Below are 14,962 nucleotides of genomic sequence, written 5' to 3' on the forward strand. Positions count from 1 at the left end.
ATGCCCGCGTATTGGATTGCTCACGTTACGGTAAAAGATCCGCAACGCTATCAACATTACATGCACCTCGCCCCGCAGGCTTTTCAGCAGTATAACGCACGTTTTCTGGCGCGCGGCGAGCAGGCAACCTCGTTGGAGGGCCCGGCGTATGTCAAACATGTCGTCATTGAATTTGACGATTATGCCACCGCGCTGGCCTGCTACCACTCCGACGCCTATCAGCGGGCGAAGCAGCAGCGCGACGGCGTGGCGGAGGCGATGATTACCATCGTCGATGGGGTAGCCTAATCCTCTGCATCTGTGCGCTTCGCCTGGGTCACTGGCGGCAACAGTCGGCAGATATGGCGTTTGGCAAAGTTGATGAATTCGGCCGTCGCGCCAACCTGAGCCGCCAGCGTGTCGGGCCCCAATCCCAGATAGGCCTGCTGCGCGGTGCGTAATACCGGCGCATAGCGGGCATCAATGCGTTCCAGCAACCAGGCGGCGGCCTGCTGTTTGGGGGCAATCTGCCCGGTTGCTGCGCTATACCAGATGCGAGCTAATGCGAGAACGATATTGCGCTCGTCCCCCTGCCAGTCCTCTGGCGTAACCCATTGCGTGACAGTGTCACTGAGGGCCTGGTAAAAATCCCGTTGCGGGACCGGGTCGAACAGCTCCTGCGCTACCGGCCCGTTCAGTGGCACACTGCATTGTCGGACTTTGCTCAGCAGAATCGCCAGATCGTGATCCTGCATCGGCAGCTCGAATCGCTGGTGCAAAATGTCCTGCCGTAACCATTCGCCGAACTGCAGTTCGCGTTTCGCCGGATAACGCCATGGCACGATATCTGCAAGATTGACGACCGTGACCTCCAGCGCACGTAGCGCGCTGTCTGCCGCCGGCGGAGCCGAAACCGCCAGCAGCGCGCGCTGCAACCCCTGACGCAGCTGTGGCGACGGTGGCGTGTGAACGGTGACCAGCAGATCAATATCGCTGTGCGCTTGCAGCCCGCCTTCGAGCGCCGAGCCAAAAAGATGAATCGCGCACAGCGTGTCGCCCAGATGGCGTTGCAGCACCGCCTCGGCGAGCGTCAACTGGCGCGTTATCGTTATGGGGATCTGCCGATCCATTGGATGTTCCTCTGCTGGGGAAACAGGGCTTGAAATTTTCCCGAACATCCCCAGATTGATCGTGGGTTGATAGCAGTGAGTATCGTCGTGAGCAATGATACTCGCCATTTTTATCGAGTGAAACCTGACATATAGGAGGTAATATTATGGCCTATCGTCCCTTCTCTCTGATACCAACTATCACTGACAATCTGTTCTCCGATCGCTTTGATCGTATGGATCGCTTATTCAGCCGCTTGACCGGCGATGCCCCGTTATCTGATACGCCAAGTTACAATCTGATTCAACGTGACGACACGCATTACGAACTGACGGTCAGCGTGCCTGGATTCAAGGAAAGCGAACTGGATATTGCGGTACAGAATACCCAGTTAACGATTTCTGGCAAACGTGAGACATCCGACGACGACGCGCAGATCAAATGGTTGCATCGCGGGATTGCGCAATCGGCCTTTACCCTGAGCTTCAGCCTGAGCAACCGTATTAAGGTTGGCAGTGCCAATCTGTCCAACGGCTTGCTACGGTTGAATCTGGAGTATGAAATTCCCGAAGAGGAAAAACCGCAGCGTATCGCCATCAGTAGCAGCGGCAGCGAGGGAAATGTCCTGGAGCATAAGCAACAATAAGTCACTGTCGGGCCCCGTTTGGGACCCGTGCATATTGGCTGAGGTGCGGTTGGCGATCACTGTGCCGGCAATGAAACCCAGTAGCCCGGTTTATACGGCAGCGGCAGGAACTTTTGATGGAACTCGCGGAAAGTGGCGTCCGGATCCAGATCCTTGAACAGTTCCGGGTGCAGCCACTTGGCAATCGCCTGGATGGCGACAAACTGGTATGGGCTGTCATAAAACTGATGCCAGATGGCATGGACGTTACCGTTGTGCGCCACCGGCAGCGTTTTAAATGCCGGCCGCATCATCAGCGCCTGCAGGCGTTTCTCTGCCTCGTCCACGTCGGCCCCCGGCCCCACGCCGACCCATTTGCCCACGGTATTGTAGTTCTTCCAGTTCGCGCCGGTGACGATCACGACTTCGGGGTTGCTGGCAATGATCTGTTCGGGATTGAGCGTGCCAAAGGTGCCGGGGATCAGCCCCTTGGCGATGTTCTGCCCGCCGGTCACTTCCACCATGCGACCAAAATTCTCATCGCCGAACGACATGCAGCATTCGTCGTCATAGCCCCCGGCGCGGTCGATCATCACCCGTGGGCGGTGGCCGGTGAAGTTCGCCAGTCGCGAGGTAACGATGTCAATCTGCTGCTGGCGGAAGCGAATAATCTCCTCGGCGCGCTGCGGCTTGCCCAGCACCTGTCCCATGATATGAATGCTTTTCTCGGCGTTTTCGAACGGTTTTTCACGAAAATCGATGAACACCACCGGAATATTGAGTTTTTCCAGCTTGGCGATCAAACCGCCTTCGTCGGTTGCCGCTTTCGACTCCAGATTCATCAGCAGCAGATCCGGCTTCAGCGTCAGCGCCTGTTCAACGTTGAAAGTACCGTCTTTGGCCCCGCCAAAAGTCGGCAATTTCTTGATCTGTGGGTATTTGTCTTCGTAGGCTTTATAGCCGTCATAATCCGCCTTATGGAAGTCGTCGCGCCAACCGACCACCCGTTTAAACGGCTCCTCTGTGTCAAACGCTGCGAGCAGATACATCTGCCGCCCTTCGCCTAAAATGATGCGCTGCGCCTCGCCGGGCAGCGTCACCTGCCGGCCGCTGACGTCAGTGACCACGATTGGTGCAGCAGTTGCCGAAAACAGCAGGCTGATACCAATCATCCCCAGAAATAGTTGCCATCTTTTCATTATTTGCACCCGTTAAATGATAATGATTTTTTTTCTCAAAAAGCGCAGATAATATGGCCTAACTCGCAGCGTTTGAAAAGACACAAAAATTAATGCGATCGTCACCAGACGCGATAGACTTTTCCGCTGTCGATGCCTTCGATGCTGCGTCGATACGCCATGGCCACCCTGCTTACCGGCACGCTGTCAAAGCCGGGGAAGAAAGCGCCGTATTTTTCCAATGATTCGCTCAATACCGTTGGGCTGACCACGTTGATCCGCAGCCCCGGGAGTTCACAGGCTGCCGCCAGAACAAACCCTTCCAGCGCCGCGTTGACCGCGCTAGCATTGACACCGGTGCGGATCGGCTGTTGCGCCAGAATGCCGCTGGTCAGCGTGAACGATCCGCCTGGATTAAGATAGTCTTTGCCGATCAATACCAGCTGTACCTGCCCCATCAATTTGTCCTGCAGGCCGGAGACAAACTGCGTGCTGGTCATCTCCGCCAGCGGTGCAAAATGTACGCTGCCGGTCGCCGCCACGATCGCATCGACCTTGCCGCTGCGGGCAAACATTGCTCTGATGCTCTCTTCCTGCGTTAAATCAACCTGCAACTCCCCCTGCGTCTTGCCGACGCGAATAATTTCATGCTCGTGCTGCAAAGCGCTGACAATGCCACTGCCGAGCGTGCCGCTGGCACCAATCACCAATATCTTCATTTTTTATTCTCCACTAGCGTTAAACAGGATTACATAGTGATACAGTTGAATTGGTGGAAAAATGGCTAAAAAATTTACTCATTCCAAACTAAAAGTTAGCAATAATGAATAAATTACGTTGTATGGAAGTGTTTATCGCGGTGGTCGAGAGCGGCAACTTCAGCGAAGCGGCCAAGCGGCTGGACATCTCGTCGGTAATGGTCGGAAAAATGATCGCCCAGCTTGAAACATTGCTGGATACCCGTTTGCTGCAGCGTAATACGCGGCGACAGCATCTGACGGAAGCCGGCAAAGCGTGGTATCAGGACAGCCTTGGCGTCATGGCCGCCCTGCGCAGCGCCGAAGGACGCATCGAAAGCCTGCGGCAATTTCCTGCTGGCAGTCTGCGCATTTCCGCCCCTACCACGCTGGGCAGTTGCGTGGTGGCATCGTTGTGCAGCGAGTTTCAGCTCCGCTATCCTGAGGTATATATCGAACTGGAATTGAGCGATCGTTTTGTCGACCCGATCGCCGAAGGGTTCGACTTTGCCATTCGTGTCGGTCAGTTGCCGGACGATAGCCCGTTTGTCGCCCAGCGCCTTGGCGACTATAAAATGGTGATTGCCGCCTCGGCGGACTACCTGTCCAGCCATCCGGCGCCGCAGAGTATGGCCGATCTGCCGGCACACCGCTGTTTGCGCAATACGTTGTGGAACAAGCGTAACGCCTGGCGTAGTGGCTCTCTGCCGCTGTGGCCGGAAAACACCGTTTTTAGCTGTAATGACGGCCACGCGTTGCGGCGTGCCGCATTGGCCGGCGCCGGACTGATTCTGCAACCGCAACTGTTGCTGGCCGACGACATTCGCCAAGGGCGGTTGATCAGCCTGCTGGAGCACGCCCTGCCTGCGCCACGGCCGATTCATCTGCTGTGGCGACAAGACGTGCGCGCCAGTGCCAAACACCGCAGCTTTATCGACTGGATGCGTGAGCAGGCACCGGCCGCGCTGGCATAATCGCCAGCGTCGCGAACTGGCGGGATACAACCACACGATCCTCCCGACGTTTATTTGTGGTGATGGTATGTGTCCGAGTAAAAATATAGTTATTTAAATATAATTATTTATTACTTATTGACTTTAAAAAAACGGTAAATTACTAGTTGTAGGCGTCTATTGGTAGGGAAGTTGCGACCCACATCTCCTTTTTGTGATGTTTTATATGGAACAAGTTGCCATTTTAAATGATACTGATTATCACTATCAAGTGCAGCATATGGAGATAACTACCCAAAAAGGGACTAATATGAACCAGATTACCCTTTTATTGATTTTTATAGGGACGATGGCTCCAGGGTACGCGGAACCTATAAAAAAATCGATAGAAACACCAAAAGCCATTCTGAAAATTGAAGACTTTCTCCCCGCCAAGGAGAGATGGACGCTAAGCTCTGGTATTAATATATTGAATAAATCTAATGAAAATGGACGCTCAGGCTACAGGCTATTACATTAATGAGGTTGGGCCGGGTCAATATGTTATAGATCGTACTTATTTATCGGCACGGAGGGAAACGAATGGTGTTTCTGCGAATTTATCAGTCATGTATGGGATAACGGATGCTCTTTCTTTTTCAACAACATTAAACGGACAGTGGCTAAACACCAAGCTTTCGATAGAGGACAGGACAAGCTTATCAAATAATAAGTTTGATTTTAACGGTGTAGGCGTCGGTGCCAGTTATCAGATGTACGGGATGTCTGACTTTACGATTTTGTTTGGCGGAATGAATATAAAAAAATGGTGGGGTAAATGGTTATGTTTTAGGAGGGGGTTTTAAATTGGATTTATGATCCTGTTGTTCTAAGCTTTTCATTAGGTTTTCTTGATGGCATATCGAGTGATAAGTTTTCAAGTGACTATAAAGCTAGCACTAGTATCAGTAATGGTGGATCTAGAGGGTCATGTGATACTTGCCATAAAAGAGATAAGAAATGATGTGGTTATTGGAGTTTTCCGTGCTTTTTACTTCGGTGTGCTATTACTTCTATATTGGTCGTGCAATATTCCCATCATTAAGTAAAAATACGATTTTATTTGTGGCGTTGATATTACTGGTTGCTGGCGTATGCAGTCACCAACAGATGTATACCTCTGCTTGGATTGTTATGATTACTTCTGTTTTTATCACGTTGCACGGTTTTCATTTTCTAGACAGATGGGAAGAGATAAATATCGATTCATTGTATATAAGCCTGGCCTTAATATTGATTATTGTATTCATGATCCATGGTTTATTTGGAACTGTTTATTTTGGCGGGTAAAAAACATCTTTATAAATTAAAATAACTAAGTTAGCGTGGTGAGAAGCCCTAATGTATATGAAATGCAAATCATGATTTTTTGAATGGCAGAGTGCGTTTTTGTCGGTAATAGATTGATTCTACTGGCAGACATCAAAATACGTTTTATTTGCATCACCTATTGCAACCAACTGCTCTTACGCGCTAACACCAGTAACATCATTTAGAGCGGTGGTTGAGAGCGGCAACTGTCGCGTAAGCGGAACGTCGGCTGAACATCACATCGGAACGTGAGCTGCCGCTGGCATAATCGCCAGCGGCTGTTTATACTGCGGCTATTGATTCACCAACATTATTTAAGGAGGATTTCTATGCTGACCTGTGAATTGTTTTTACTTTCACTCGTCCTTAGCGATCGTTCTTGCTCAAGCGTTAGCGGCATCGTGCTGCGATAACCTGCTTGAGCGAAGCTAACTGACACTCTGAGCCCTTCCCTCCGGCTTACCGGTTATCGTCAGCGATTTTTTTGACGAGCGGCATTTTTATGCCCGTAAAACTTGAGTAAGCAATGAGCACACTACTTTCCGCCCAATCTGTCGGCTACGATAACGCCTTCGGTCCTCTGCTGACCGAGATTACCTTCAGCCTGAAAAAAGGCGACCGCATTGGCCTGATAGGTCACAACGGCTGTGGCAAAAGCACCCTGCTGCGCATCCTTGGCGGCGTTCTGCCCGCCTCGCGCGGCAGCGTCATTCGCGCTAACCAATGCCTGATGGCGCGGGTTGAACAGCATTTACCGCCGCAGTTGAACGACAGCACGCTGTTGGAGGCGCTGCTTGAACAGTTGCCGTCTGGCGAACGGCAAACTCGGCGCTGGCAAGCGGAAACGTTACTGGCCAGTGTCGGGTTCGAGGAGCGCCAGTGGCCGCTTGCTGCCGGTACGCTGAGCGGCGGCCAGCATACCCGTCTGTTGCTGGCGCGCGCCTTGATCGCTGAACCGGATTTACTGCTGCTGGATGAACCCAGTAACCACCTGGATTTGCCGACCCTGTTATGGCTGGAGCGCTTTTTACAGCGCTGGCCGGGCAGCTTCGTGCTGGTATCGCACGATCGCCGGCTGTTGGATAACGTCACCAACTGCACCTGGGTGCTGCGCGATAAAACGCTGAGCTTTATCCGCCTGCCCTGCAGCCTGGCGCGACAGGCGCTGGCAGAACGGGACAGCGCGGATGCCAATCGGCGCCAAAGCGAACAAAAGGAGATCGACCGACTGGCTGGCAGCGCCAAACGGCTGGCGCTGTGGGGTAGCGTATATGACAACGAAAAGCTGGCGCGCAAGGCCAAGCAAATGGAAAAACAGGTTACGCGGCTAAAGGAAGACCAAACACAGCTGACCGTCGGCAGTCAATGGCGGCTTGAGCTGCGCGGCGAAGCGTTGCCTGCTGACAGGCTGCTGGCGCTGTCAGCGTTGCAGGTACGACCAGCCGCGCAGGCGCCGGTGTTGTTCTCACTCGATCGGCTATGGGTAAAAAGTGGCGATCGTATTGCACTGGTTGGCCGCAACGGCGGGGGTAAATCGTCGCTGTTACAACTGCTCTGGCAGATCTATCAGCGGCCAGAAGCGGCCACTGAGGGGGTGATTTTCCACCCTCGCGTGCGGGTGGGTTACTATGACCAGCGCCTGCAACAGTTGCGTGATGATGACAGTTTAATCGACGCGCTGGCACCGTTTGCGCCATTAAGCGACGAACAGCGTAAAAAAGCGCTGATCGACGCTGGGTTCCCTTACCTACGCCATCGGCAGACGGTGGGCACCCTGAGCGGCGGTGAACGTTCGCGTCTGCTGTTCATCGGTTTAACCCTGGCCAACTACTCGCTGCTGTTATTGGATGAACCCACTAACCATCTGGATATCGAGGGCAAGGAGCAATTGGCGCAAACGTTGCAGAACTTCTGTGGTGCGGTGATTATGGTGTCGCATGATCGCGACCTGATCGAACAGAGCTGCAATCGCTTTTGGTTGATTGACCGGCAACGGTTGGAGCAGTGGCATGATTTGCCGGCGATCTATGCCCGCTTGGCGGAGACACCGCCGCCCTGCCAGCCAGCGCATGCGGCGCTCAACGTACAGCAAGCGCAGGATGAACCAGACCAGCAGGATCGGTTACTGGCCGAACTTGTCGCGCTGGAAAGCAAACTGGCAGATGACTTGGCCAGGCGGCCAAAACACCAGAAACCGGCATTGCAACGCCAATGGCGGCAGCAGATTGCCCGGCTGTCTGCGCTGCTGGGATTGGCATGATTGACCGGCCGCAGGGAGGCGGCCGTATCATCGATTAATAGGTCGCCACCTGGCGCGCCATATCGCGCGTGTACCTCTGGCTGGCGTTGATCAGCATTTGCGCATAGGCGGTGGTTGCCGCGCCGCCTACCAGCGCGTCGGTGGTGAGCGTTTCAACGATTTTGCCGTGCTGCATCACCGCCACCCGATGGCACAGATGGGCGATCACCGCCAAGTCATGGGTTACCATCAAATAGGTCAGGTTGGACTCGCGCTGCAAATCCGCCAGCAGGTTGAGGATTTCCGCCTGCACCGACACATCCAGCGCCGAGGTAGGCTCATCCAGCAACAGCACCTGAGGTTGCAGAATCAATGCGCGGGCAATCGCCACCCGCTGGCGCTGTCCGCCGGACAGCTGGTGTGGATAACGATGGCGAAACGCGCGATTCAAGCCGACCTTATCCAGCAACGTGTTGATGCGGGCATCGCGATGACCGATGCGGTGAATCTGTAGCGGTTCCTCCAGGATATCGCCGATGGTATGTCGCGGATGCAGGGAACCGTAAGGATCCTGAAACACCATCTGCACCCGGCGGCAGCGTTGCGCTTCGATACGCCGCGTCAGCGGTTGTCCGTCGATGGTCAATTCGCCGTCCCAGTGGGTGAACAGCCCGGCCAGGCATTTGAGTACCGTGGTTTTCCCCGAACCGGATTCCCCCACCAGGCCGTATATCTCACCGGCCCTGACGCCGAAGCTGACGTCATGCAAGACCTGGGTTTGTTGGTCGCCGGAGCCAAACAGCAGGTTCAACTGGCTGACATCTATCATATGTTTCATCGGCCTCTCCTATTCAGCCAGCCAACCGGCCTGACGCTGCAATACCGGCAACCGTGCGCGGCGGCGTTGCATGTCCGGCAATGCGTCGATCAACCCTTGGGTATAGGGGTGTTGTGCACGGTGCAGCTCTGCGGCGGCAAGCGACTCGACGATGCGCCCGGCATACATCACCAGCACCCGGTCACAGAAACTGCGTACCAGATTGATGTCATGGCTGATAAAAATCAGCCCCAGCCCGCGAGACTGTACCAGGTCGTCGAGTAATCCCAGCACCTGCAAACGCACCGATACGTCCAGCGCCGAAGTGGGTTCGTCGGCAATCACCAGTTCGGGTTCGGTGATCAGCATCATGGCGATCATGATTCGCTGCCCTTGCCCACCTGAAATTTCATGCGGATACAGCCGGTAGACCCGCTCCGGCTCGCGAATACGCACCACATCCAGCATTTCCAGCACCTTGGTTCTGGCCTGTGCGCGTTGGCCAGGGTGGTGCGTCAGCCAGGCTTCGGCAATCTGTTCGCCGACGCAGGTAACCGGGTTAAGCGAATACTTTGGATCCTGCATGATCATCGACATGCGTTTGCCGCGGATCTGGCGCATGCCAGCCTCGGAAAGATGGCGTAAATCCAGGTCGCCGAACTGCATTCGGTCGGCGCTGACGCGCGCCTTGCTGGGATGCAGGCGTAACAGCGCGCGGCCCACGGTGGACTTGCCGGAACCGGACTCACCGACGATCGCCAGCTTTTCCCGGCCAAGCTGGAAGGAAACGCCGCGTACCGCCTGGGTGACCAGGCTGCCGTTGATAAAATCGACGTGCAGATTGCGCACGTCCAGCAGCGGCAGATTATTCGCTGCGAGGGTCGAGGATGTCACGTAAGCCGTCTCCCAAAAAGTTGAATGCCAGGCTGTTGATCAGGATCGCCAACCCCGGAATGGTCACCACCCACCAGCACTCCATCATGTAGCTGCGACCGCTGGAAATCATCGCCCCCCATTCCGGTTCCGGTGGCTGCGCACCAAGACCGAGAAACCCCAGCCCGGCAGCGGTGAGAATGATGCCGGCCATATTCATGGTAATGCGGATGATCACCGACGGCAGGCACAGCGGTACGATGTGGCGCCACAGCACCCGCAGCGGCGACGCCCCTTGCAGGCGTACCGCGGAGACAAAATCGGCCTGTCGCAGCGAGAGCGTTTCCGCTCGCGCCAGTCGTGCTATCGGCGGCCAGGCGGTGAGCGTAATGGCGATCACCACATGTTCCAGCCCTGGCCCTAGCGCGGCGACGAAGGCCAACGCCAGCACCAGACTGGGAAAGGAGATGAAAATATCGGTTACCCGCATCAACACGGTGTCAACCTTGCCGCCAAAGTAGCCGGCGCTGACGCCCAGCAGCAGGCCCAGCGGACCTACGGTTAACGACACCAGCAGCACAATGTAAATCGTAATCCTCGATCCGTAGACCAAACGACTGAAGATGTCGCGGCCGAACTCGTCGGTACCGAACCAGTGACGGGCGCTGGGGGGACTGAGGGCCTGGTCGAGGTTTTGTATCAGCGGATGGTACGGTGCAATCCACGGCGCAAACAGTGCGACGATCAGCAGCAGCAGTACAATACCGCCGCCGATGGCGGTCAGCGGGTTGCGCGCCATCTGGCTGATAAACCCGCCGCAGCGCAGCAGACGGCGCTTCAGGCGTTGGCGTGATTCGCGGCCTTCGCCGCCGAGCGGCGATTCCAGTGAAATCGTCATGATTTGGTCCTCGGATCGAACAGTTGATACAGCATGTCGGACAATAGATTGATCAGGACAAAAATCACCCCGACCAGCAACACGCAGCCCATCACCGCATTCATATCCCCCAACAGCAAACTGCCGGTGAGATACGAGCCGAAACCGGGCCAGGAAAATACCGTTTCAATCAGCACCGCCCCTTCCAATAGCGAGCCGTAGGCCAGTGCCACCACGGTCAGCAACTGCACCAGGATATTGCGAAACGCGTGGTTCCAAATCACCTGCCATTCGCTTAACCCCTTGACGCGAGCGGTGATGACAAACTCCTGTGACAGCTGCGCCAGCATAAAGCTGCGGGTCATGCGGCTAATGTAGGCCAGAGAATGGAACCCCAGCAGGCTGGCTGGCAGCACCAGATGGTTGAGTGCGTTGAACAGCACCGTGCCGTTACCCGCCAGCAGTGCATCGACGGTGATCATGCCGGTGCGATGCGGCACCTGGCCTTCCAGCCCCAGATCGAGCCGCCCTGCGCCGCCAACCCAGCCGAGCGCAGCATAGAACAGCAGCAGCCCCATCATGCCGACCCAGAAAATCGGCGTGGAATAGCCCGCCAGACTGATAACGCGCACAATGTAATCCGCTGGGCGATTGCGGCGTGCCGCCGCCAATACGCCAAGTGGAATGCCCAGTCCGGCGCCGATGACGATCGCCACCGTGGCCAATTCCAGCGTCGCCGGGAACACCCGCAAAATATCGTCGGCGACCGGTTTACCGGTCAGCAGCGCATTGCCCAGATCGCCGTGCAGCAGATTGCCGAGGTAGACGCCAAACTGGGTCAACAGCGAGCGATCGAACCCTAATTGCCGATAGACCTGCTCATAGGTGCCTTGGTCGGCGTCCGGGCCGACGATCGCCAGCACCGGATCGACCGGCATGACGCGGCCGATAAAAAAGGTCAGCACCAACAGTCCGAACAGGGTGATCAATACTTGCAGCAGCCGTTTTGAAAAACGCCGCGTGCGCGAACCCGGTGCCAGCAAAGTGAGCATCATCCGTTGCCTCCTCCGGCGGATGCCGGCGTTTTGTAAACTTCACGCAGTAAGGTGGTGGCGGAAGGATGCGGCTGATAGCCGTGTACCTCGTTACGCACCACCACCGAGTCCACCATTTGCGACAGCGGGATCAGCGCCGGCATCAACTGGTCGTAGCGCAGCTGGATGGCCTGGTAGGCTGCCTGTTGCCGCTGGGCGTCGCGTTCCAGCAGCGCCTGGTCGATCATCTGGTTTAACTGCGGGTCATAGAAACCGGTGCGCCAGCCCTGAAAATTGGTCAGTTTTGCCGCATCGCGATTATCGGGGTTATAGACCAGCGCCCGCAGGCTAGAGTGTGGATGCGGCTCCATGCCGCTGCCGCCGCGACCAACCAGCATGTCGAAACGGCGTTCGCGCATTGCGCCGTAAATCTGATTGCCGGTGCCGGTGATGATGCGCGCGTTGATGCCCGCTTGCATCAGCGTGGACTGAACGGCGATGGCGATGTTGAGGAACGGTTGATCGGCCAGTACCCGTAGCGTGGTGGAAAACCCGTCTGGATAGCCTGCTTCCGCCAACAGTTTTTTGGCGCGCGCCACGTCCAGGCGATAGCCGGGATCGGGTAGCGTGGCCGGCATACCCGCCTTGATCGGCCGTTGGTGCAGTACACCGTAGCCTGGCATCAGCGCCTTATTGATCCCCTGGTAATCAATCAGATAACGCACCGCTTCGCGCACCTTGGCATTAGCGAAATGCCCTTCTTTCATGCTCATCGCCACGTAGTACATGGTGCCGCGCTGTACCGAGTCGACGGTTACCGCCGGATCCTTGCGCAGCGCGTTGATGTCGGCCACCGCCATATTATTGGCGATATCCAGATCGCCCTTGGCCAGCATCAGGCGCAAGGTCTGCGATTCCTGGAAATGCCGCAGCACCACGCGCGTCAGCTTTGCCTCGGGGCGCCAGTAATGCGGGTTGCGCTTCATGCGCAGTACATCTTTGGCTTGCCAGGTTTCCAGGATAAACGGGCCCGAGCCGGCTTCGTTGGTGGTCAACCAGCGATTGCCCCAGTCACCCTGCCGTGCATGCTGCTGCACCAGCTTGCTGTCCAGCACCCCCAGATTGCCCAATGCCGCCAACGAATAGATCACCAGCAGAGGATCGTTGGCCTTGGGCAACCTGATATGCACGGTACGATCGTCGGGTGCGCTGACCAGGCGGTCGATGTTCTGCCGGCTAAAGCCGTAGGATTTCCACACCGAAGCCTGCGCCAGATTGAGGTGCAGCAGGCGGCGCATCGACCACACCACGTCGTGCGCGGTCAAGGGGTTACCCGAATGAAAAGTGACGCCGTCACGCAGATGAAACGTCAGTGCCTGGCCGTCGGCGCTGATATCCCACGAACTGGCCAGTGCCGGCCGCACCTGGGTCAGTTGCTGTGGATCCAGCTCGACCAGCGAATCGTAAAGATTGACCAGGATGCCCGGCGCTTCATTACCGGTCATTGCCGCCGGATCGAGCGTCAGCAGGTTATTCATGTTCATGCCGACGATCAGCTGATCGTCGGGGGTTTTCGCCCACGCCGTGACGCTGCCCAGCATGAGAGAGAGCGCAAGCAGGTACGCTCCCGCCAGAGAGACTCTTTGCATCGCTATATCGCCTGTAGGGTACGTTATTATGCGTCAGTCGTGGCTGACGGTATTGGCTTCGATATACGCAAAATTAATGTCTTCGCCCAACCCCGGGCGATTTGGCAAATGCACAAAGCCCTGCGAGTCCATCGGATCGATCAGCCTATTCAGATAGGCCGCCGGTTGGTCATAGTCGAGGAACGGGTGCAACAGGCCGCGCTCATACCAGCGGCAGTTGCGGATCGCGCCGACCACCGCCAGGCTGGCGGCGCCGTTGCCATGCACTTCGCAATCCATGCCGAAGGCCTCCGCCAGATTGGCCACTTTCAGGCACGGGGCGATGCCGCCGACGCCATTGGCACCGGCGCGTAAAATATCGCAGGCGCCGGCCTTTACCCAGTCGGCGCGGCTGTGATGTTTGCCGCCGAGGCTTTCCGGGCCGATAACGTCGATCGACAGGTTTTGCGCCAACCAGGCGTAGGAAGACATGCTCTCTTCCTGCATCGGTTCTTCAAACCAGGCAAAATCGAGTTTTTCCAATGCCTTGCCGATCAGTAGCGCCTCGCTGCGGCTGTACCAATGGTAGCCGTCCAGCATCAGCGCGATGTCTGGCCCCACCGCTTCACGCACCGCGGCACAGGCTTTGATGTCCATCTTCGGATCCGGCGCGAACGCCACCGGCGGCATCCAGGTGTGCAATTTGATGGCCTGATAGCCGCGCGCCACCAGCTTTTCGGCAAATTGCGCATATTCGTCAGGGGTCGATAGCCCGCCGGCCAGCTCATCGCCGCACATGGTGCTGCCATACGCCGGCACTTTGTCGCGATATCCCCCCAGCAGTTGCCAGACCGGGGTGTGCAAGGCATTGCCGATCAGATCCCACAACGCCTGTTCGACAAACGACAGCGCGCGTTCGGTCAACTGATGGGCGCTGCCGCGTTGCCACTGCGCCAGCGCCTGCCAGATACGTTCCCGATGGAACGGATCCTGACCGACCATCACCTTACGGAAAAAGCTGTTCACGACGTAAGGCCGCACCACTTCTGGCGGGGCAAAGGCGTGGCCGACGCTGCCGTCATCGGCGGTGATGGTGAGCATCGCCATTTTTGCCAGGCTTTCGTCGCCGGGGTGCGAATGCCCTGCGCTGTCAGCCACGCGGCGGGTGGGATAGTGGAAAACGGTGACGTTTACAGATTCAATTTTCATCAAAGGCCCTTTGAACGGATAATTCATGGCGCGCTGAGAGGCGCTCTGCATCGCTGCGTTGCTGCGTCTGTCGCCATGACAGGTAAATGCGATTTTCTTTTTTTTAAAAATGCGTTTCATTTATTAATGTAGGCGTAATTACCCACTCCGGCCTTAGACAAACTCTGCGAAACGTCGGTGATTTTTAGTGCATCTGCCCATTGGCCTGTGACTGTTTTCACAAACCGGGTGCAACCTTGGCGGGTATGACAGGAAAGGAACAACGAAGGTGAGCGGGCAACTCACGGTCACGGTATATCAAGGATGGCGAATGACAGCAACAGTGAAATCGGCTCCCCGCACCAACAGGGAGC

At 56.2% G+C, this 14,962-nt stretch carries 16 protein-coding genes; 7 read left to right on the top strand and 9 right to left on the bottom strand.

Annotation, left to right across the window (positions count from 1 at the left end):
• Nucleotides 1–288 (top strand): DUF1330 domain-containing protein, encoded by a 288-nt coding sequence (locus tag ACCC84_RS04805; protein ID WP_004963017.1) that lies wholly within the window; start codon nt 1–3, stop codon nt 286–288.
• Here ACCC84_RS04805 and ACCC84_RS04810 read toward each other — a convergent pair.
• Nucleotides 285–1,109, bottom strand: coding sequence for an aminoglycoside adenylyltransferase family protein (locus tag ACCC84_RS04810; protein ID WP_371901602.1), 825 nt, complete (start codon nt 1,107–1,109; stop codon nt 285–287). The two genes, ACCC84_RS04805 and ACCC84_RS04810, sit on opposite strands and share 4 nt — an antisense overlap.
• Before the next feature lie 146 nt (nt 1,110–1,255).
• On the opposite strand from ACCC84_RS04810, the gene ACCC84_RS04815 reads away from it, so the two are divergent.
• Entirely contained in the window at nt 1,256–1,735 is a 480-nt protein-coding gene (locus ACCC84_RS04815; protein WP_004963009.1) for an Hsp20 family protein, read from the top strand.
• Between the two features lie 56 nt (nt 1,736–1,791).
• On the opposite strand, the gene ACCC84_RS04820 is transcribed toward ACCC84_RS04815, so the two are convergent.
• Complete coding sequence (locus ACCC84_RS04820) at nt 1,792–2,913, bottom strand: ABC transporter substrate-binding protein (RefSeq protein ID WP_004963007.1); 1,122 nt, start codon at nt 2,911–2,913, stop codon at nt 1,792–1,794.
• Nucleotides 2,914–3,014: 101 nt separating this feature from the next.
• Nucleotides 3,015–3,611, bottom strand: coding sequence for a short chain dehydrogenase (locus ACCC84_RS04825; protein WP_004963005.1), 597 nt, complete (start codon nt 3,609–3,611; stop codon nt 3,015–3,017).
• 104 nt (nt 3,612–3,715) lie between these two features.
• Here ACCC84_RS04825 and ACCC84_RS04830 point away from each other — a divergent pair, with 104 nt between their 5' ends.
• The 5 genes from ACCC84_RS04830 (at nt 3,716) to ACCC84_RS04850 (ending at nt 8,192) form a co-directional block, all read left to right on the top strand.
• On the top strand, nt 3,716–4,603 hold the full coding sequence (locus tag ACCC84_RS04830) for a LysR substrate-binding domain-containing protein (protein WP_371901604.1): 888 nt from the start codon (nt 3,716–3,718) through the stop codon (nt 4,601–4,603).
• Between the two features lie 205 nt (nt 4,604–4,808).
• Entirely contained in the window at nt 4,809–5,102 is a 294-nt protein-coding gene (locus ACCC84_RS04835; RefSeq protein ID WP_127913620.1) for a hypothetical protein, read from the top strand.
• The gene (locus ACCC84_RS04840) at nt 5,065–5,427 is read left to right on the top strand and encodes a hypothetical protein (RefSeq protein ID WP_127913621.1); all 363 of its coding nucleotides are present in this window, start codon (nt 5,065–5,067) and stop codon (nt 5,425–5,427) included. Before ACCC84_RS04835 ends, ACCC84_RS04840 begins: the two co-directional genes overlap by 38 nt.
• Before the next feature lie 154 nt (nt 5,428–5,581).
• Complete coding sequence (locus ACCC84_RS04845) at nt 5,582–5,911, top strand: hypothetical protein (protein ID WP_371901605.1); 330 nt, start codon at nt 5,582–5,584, stop codon at nt 5,909–5,911.
• Between the two features lie 547 nt (nt 5,912–6,458).
• Nucleotides 6,459–8,192 carry an ABC-F family ATP-binding cassette domain-containing protein gene (locus tag ACCC84_RS04850; protein WP_198773088.1) on the top strand — a complete coding sequence of 578 codons (1,734 nt, stop codon included), beginning with the start codon at nt 6,459–6,461 and terminating at the stop codon, nt 8,190–8,192.
• Between the two features lie 34 nt (nt 8,193–8,226).
• Here ACCC84_RS04850 and ACCC84_RS04855 read toward each other — a convergent pair whose 3' ends face one another.
• From ACCC84_RS04855 to ACCC84_RS04880, 6 genes are read right to left on the bottom strand one after another with little or no spacing between them, the layout of a single operon-like run.
• Nucleotides 8,227–9,000 (bottom strand): ABC transporter ATP-binding protein, encoded by a 774-nt coding sequence (locus tag ACCC84_RS04855; RefSeq protein ID WP_371901664.1) that lies wholly within the window; start codon nt 8,998–9,000, stop codon nt 8,227–8,229.
• A gap of 18 nt (nt 9,001–9,018) precedes the next feature.
• Complete coding sequence (locus ACCC84_RS04860) at nt 9,019–9,882, bottom strand: ABC transporter ATP-binding protein (protein WP_004962984.1); 864 nt, start codon at nt 9,880–9,882, stop codon at nt 9,019–9,021.
• Nucleotides 9,854–10,759: an ABC transporter permease gene (locus ACCC84_RS04865; protein ID WP_004962981.1), complete on the bottom strand. Its 906-nt coding sequence runs from the start codon at nt 10,757–10,759 to the stop codon at nt 9,854–9,856. Before ACCC84_RS04865 ends, ACCC84_RS04860 begins: the two co-directional genes overlap by 29 nt.
• Nucleotides 10,756–11,793 carry an ABC transporter permease gene (locus ACCC84_RS04870; RefSeq protein WP_004962979.1) on the bottom strand — a complete coding sequence of 346 codons (1,038 nt, stop codon included), beginning with the start codon at nt 11,791–11,793 and terminating at the stop codon, nt 10,756–10,758. The genes ACCC84_RS04865 and ACCC84_RS04870 overlap by 4 nt, the downstream gene beginning before the upstream one ends.
• Entirely contained in the window at nt 11,790–13,421 is a 1,632-nt protein-coding gene (locus ACCC84_RS04875) for an ABC transporter substrate-binding protein (RefSeq protein WP_004962976.1), read from the bottom strand. The genes ACCC84_RS04870 and ACCC84_RS04875 overlap by 4 nt, the downstream gene beginning before the upstream one ends.
• A gap of 33 nt (nt 13,422–13,454) precedes the next feature.
• Nucleotides 13,455–14,609, bottom strand: a complete 1,155-nt coding sequence (locus tag ACCC84_RS04880) for a mandelate racemase family protein (RefSeq protein ID WP_039992728.1) — start codon at nt 14,607–14,609, stop codon at nt 13,455–13,457.
• Nucleotides 14,610–14,962: the final 353 nt, after the last annotated feature.

This window comes from Serratia odorifera (genome assembly GCF_041448735.1).
Lineage (GTDB): Bacteria > Pseudomonadota > Gammaproteobacteria > Enterobacterales > Enterobacteriaceae > Serratia_F > Serratia_F odorifera.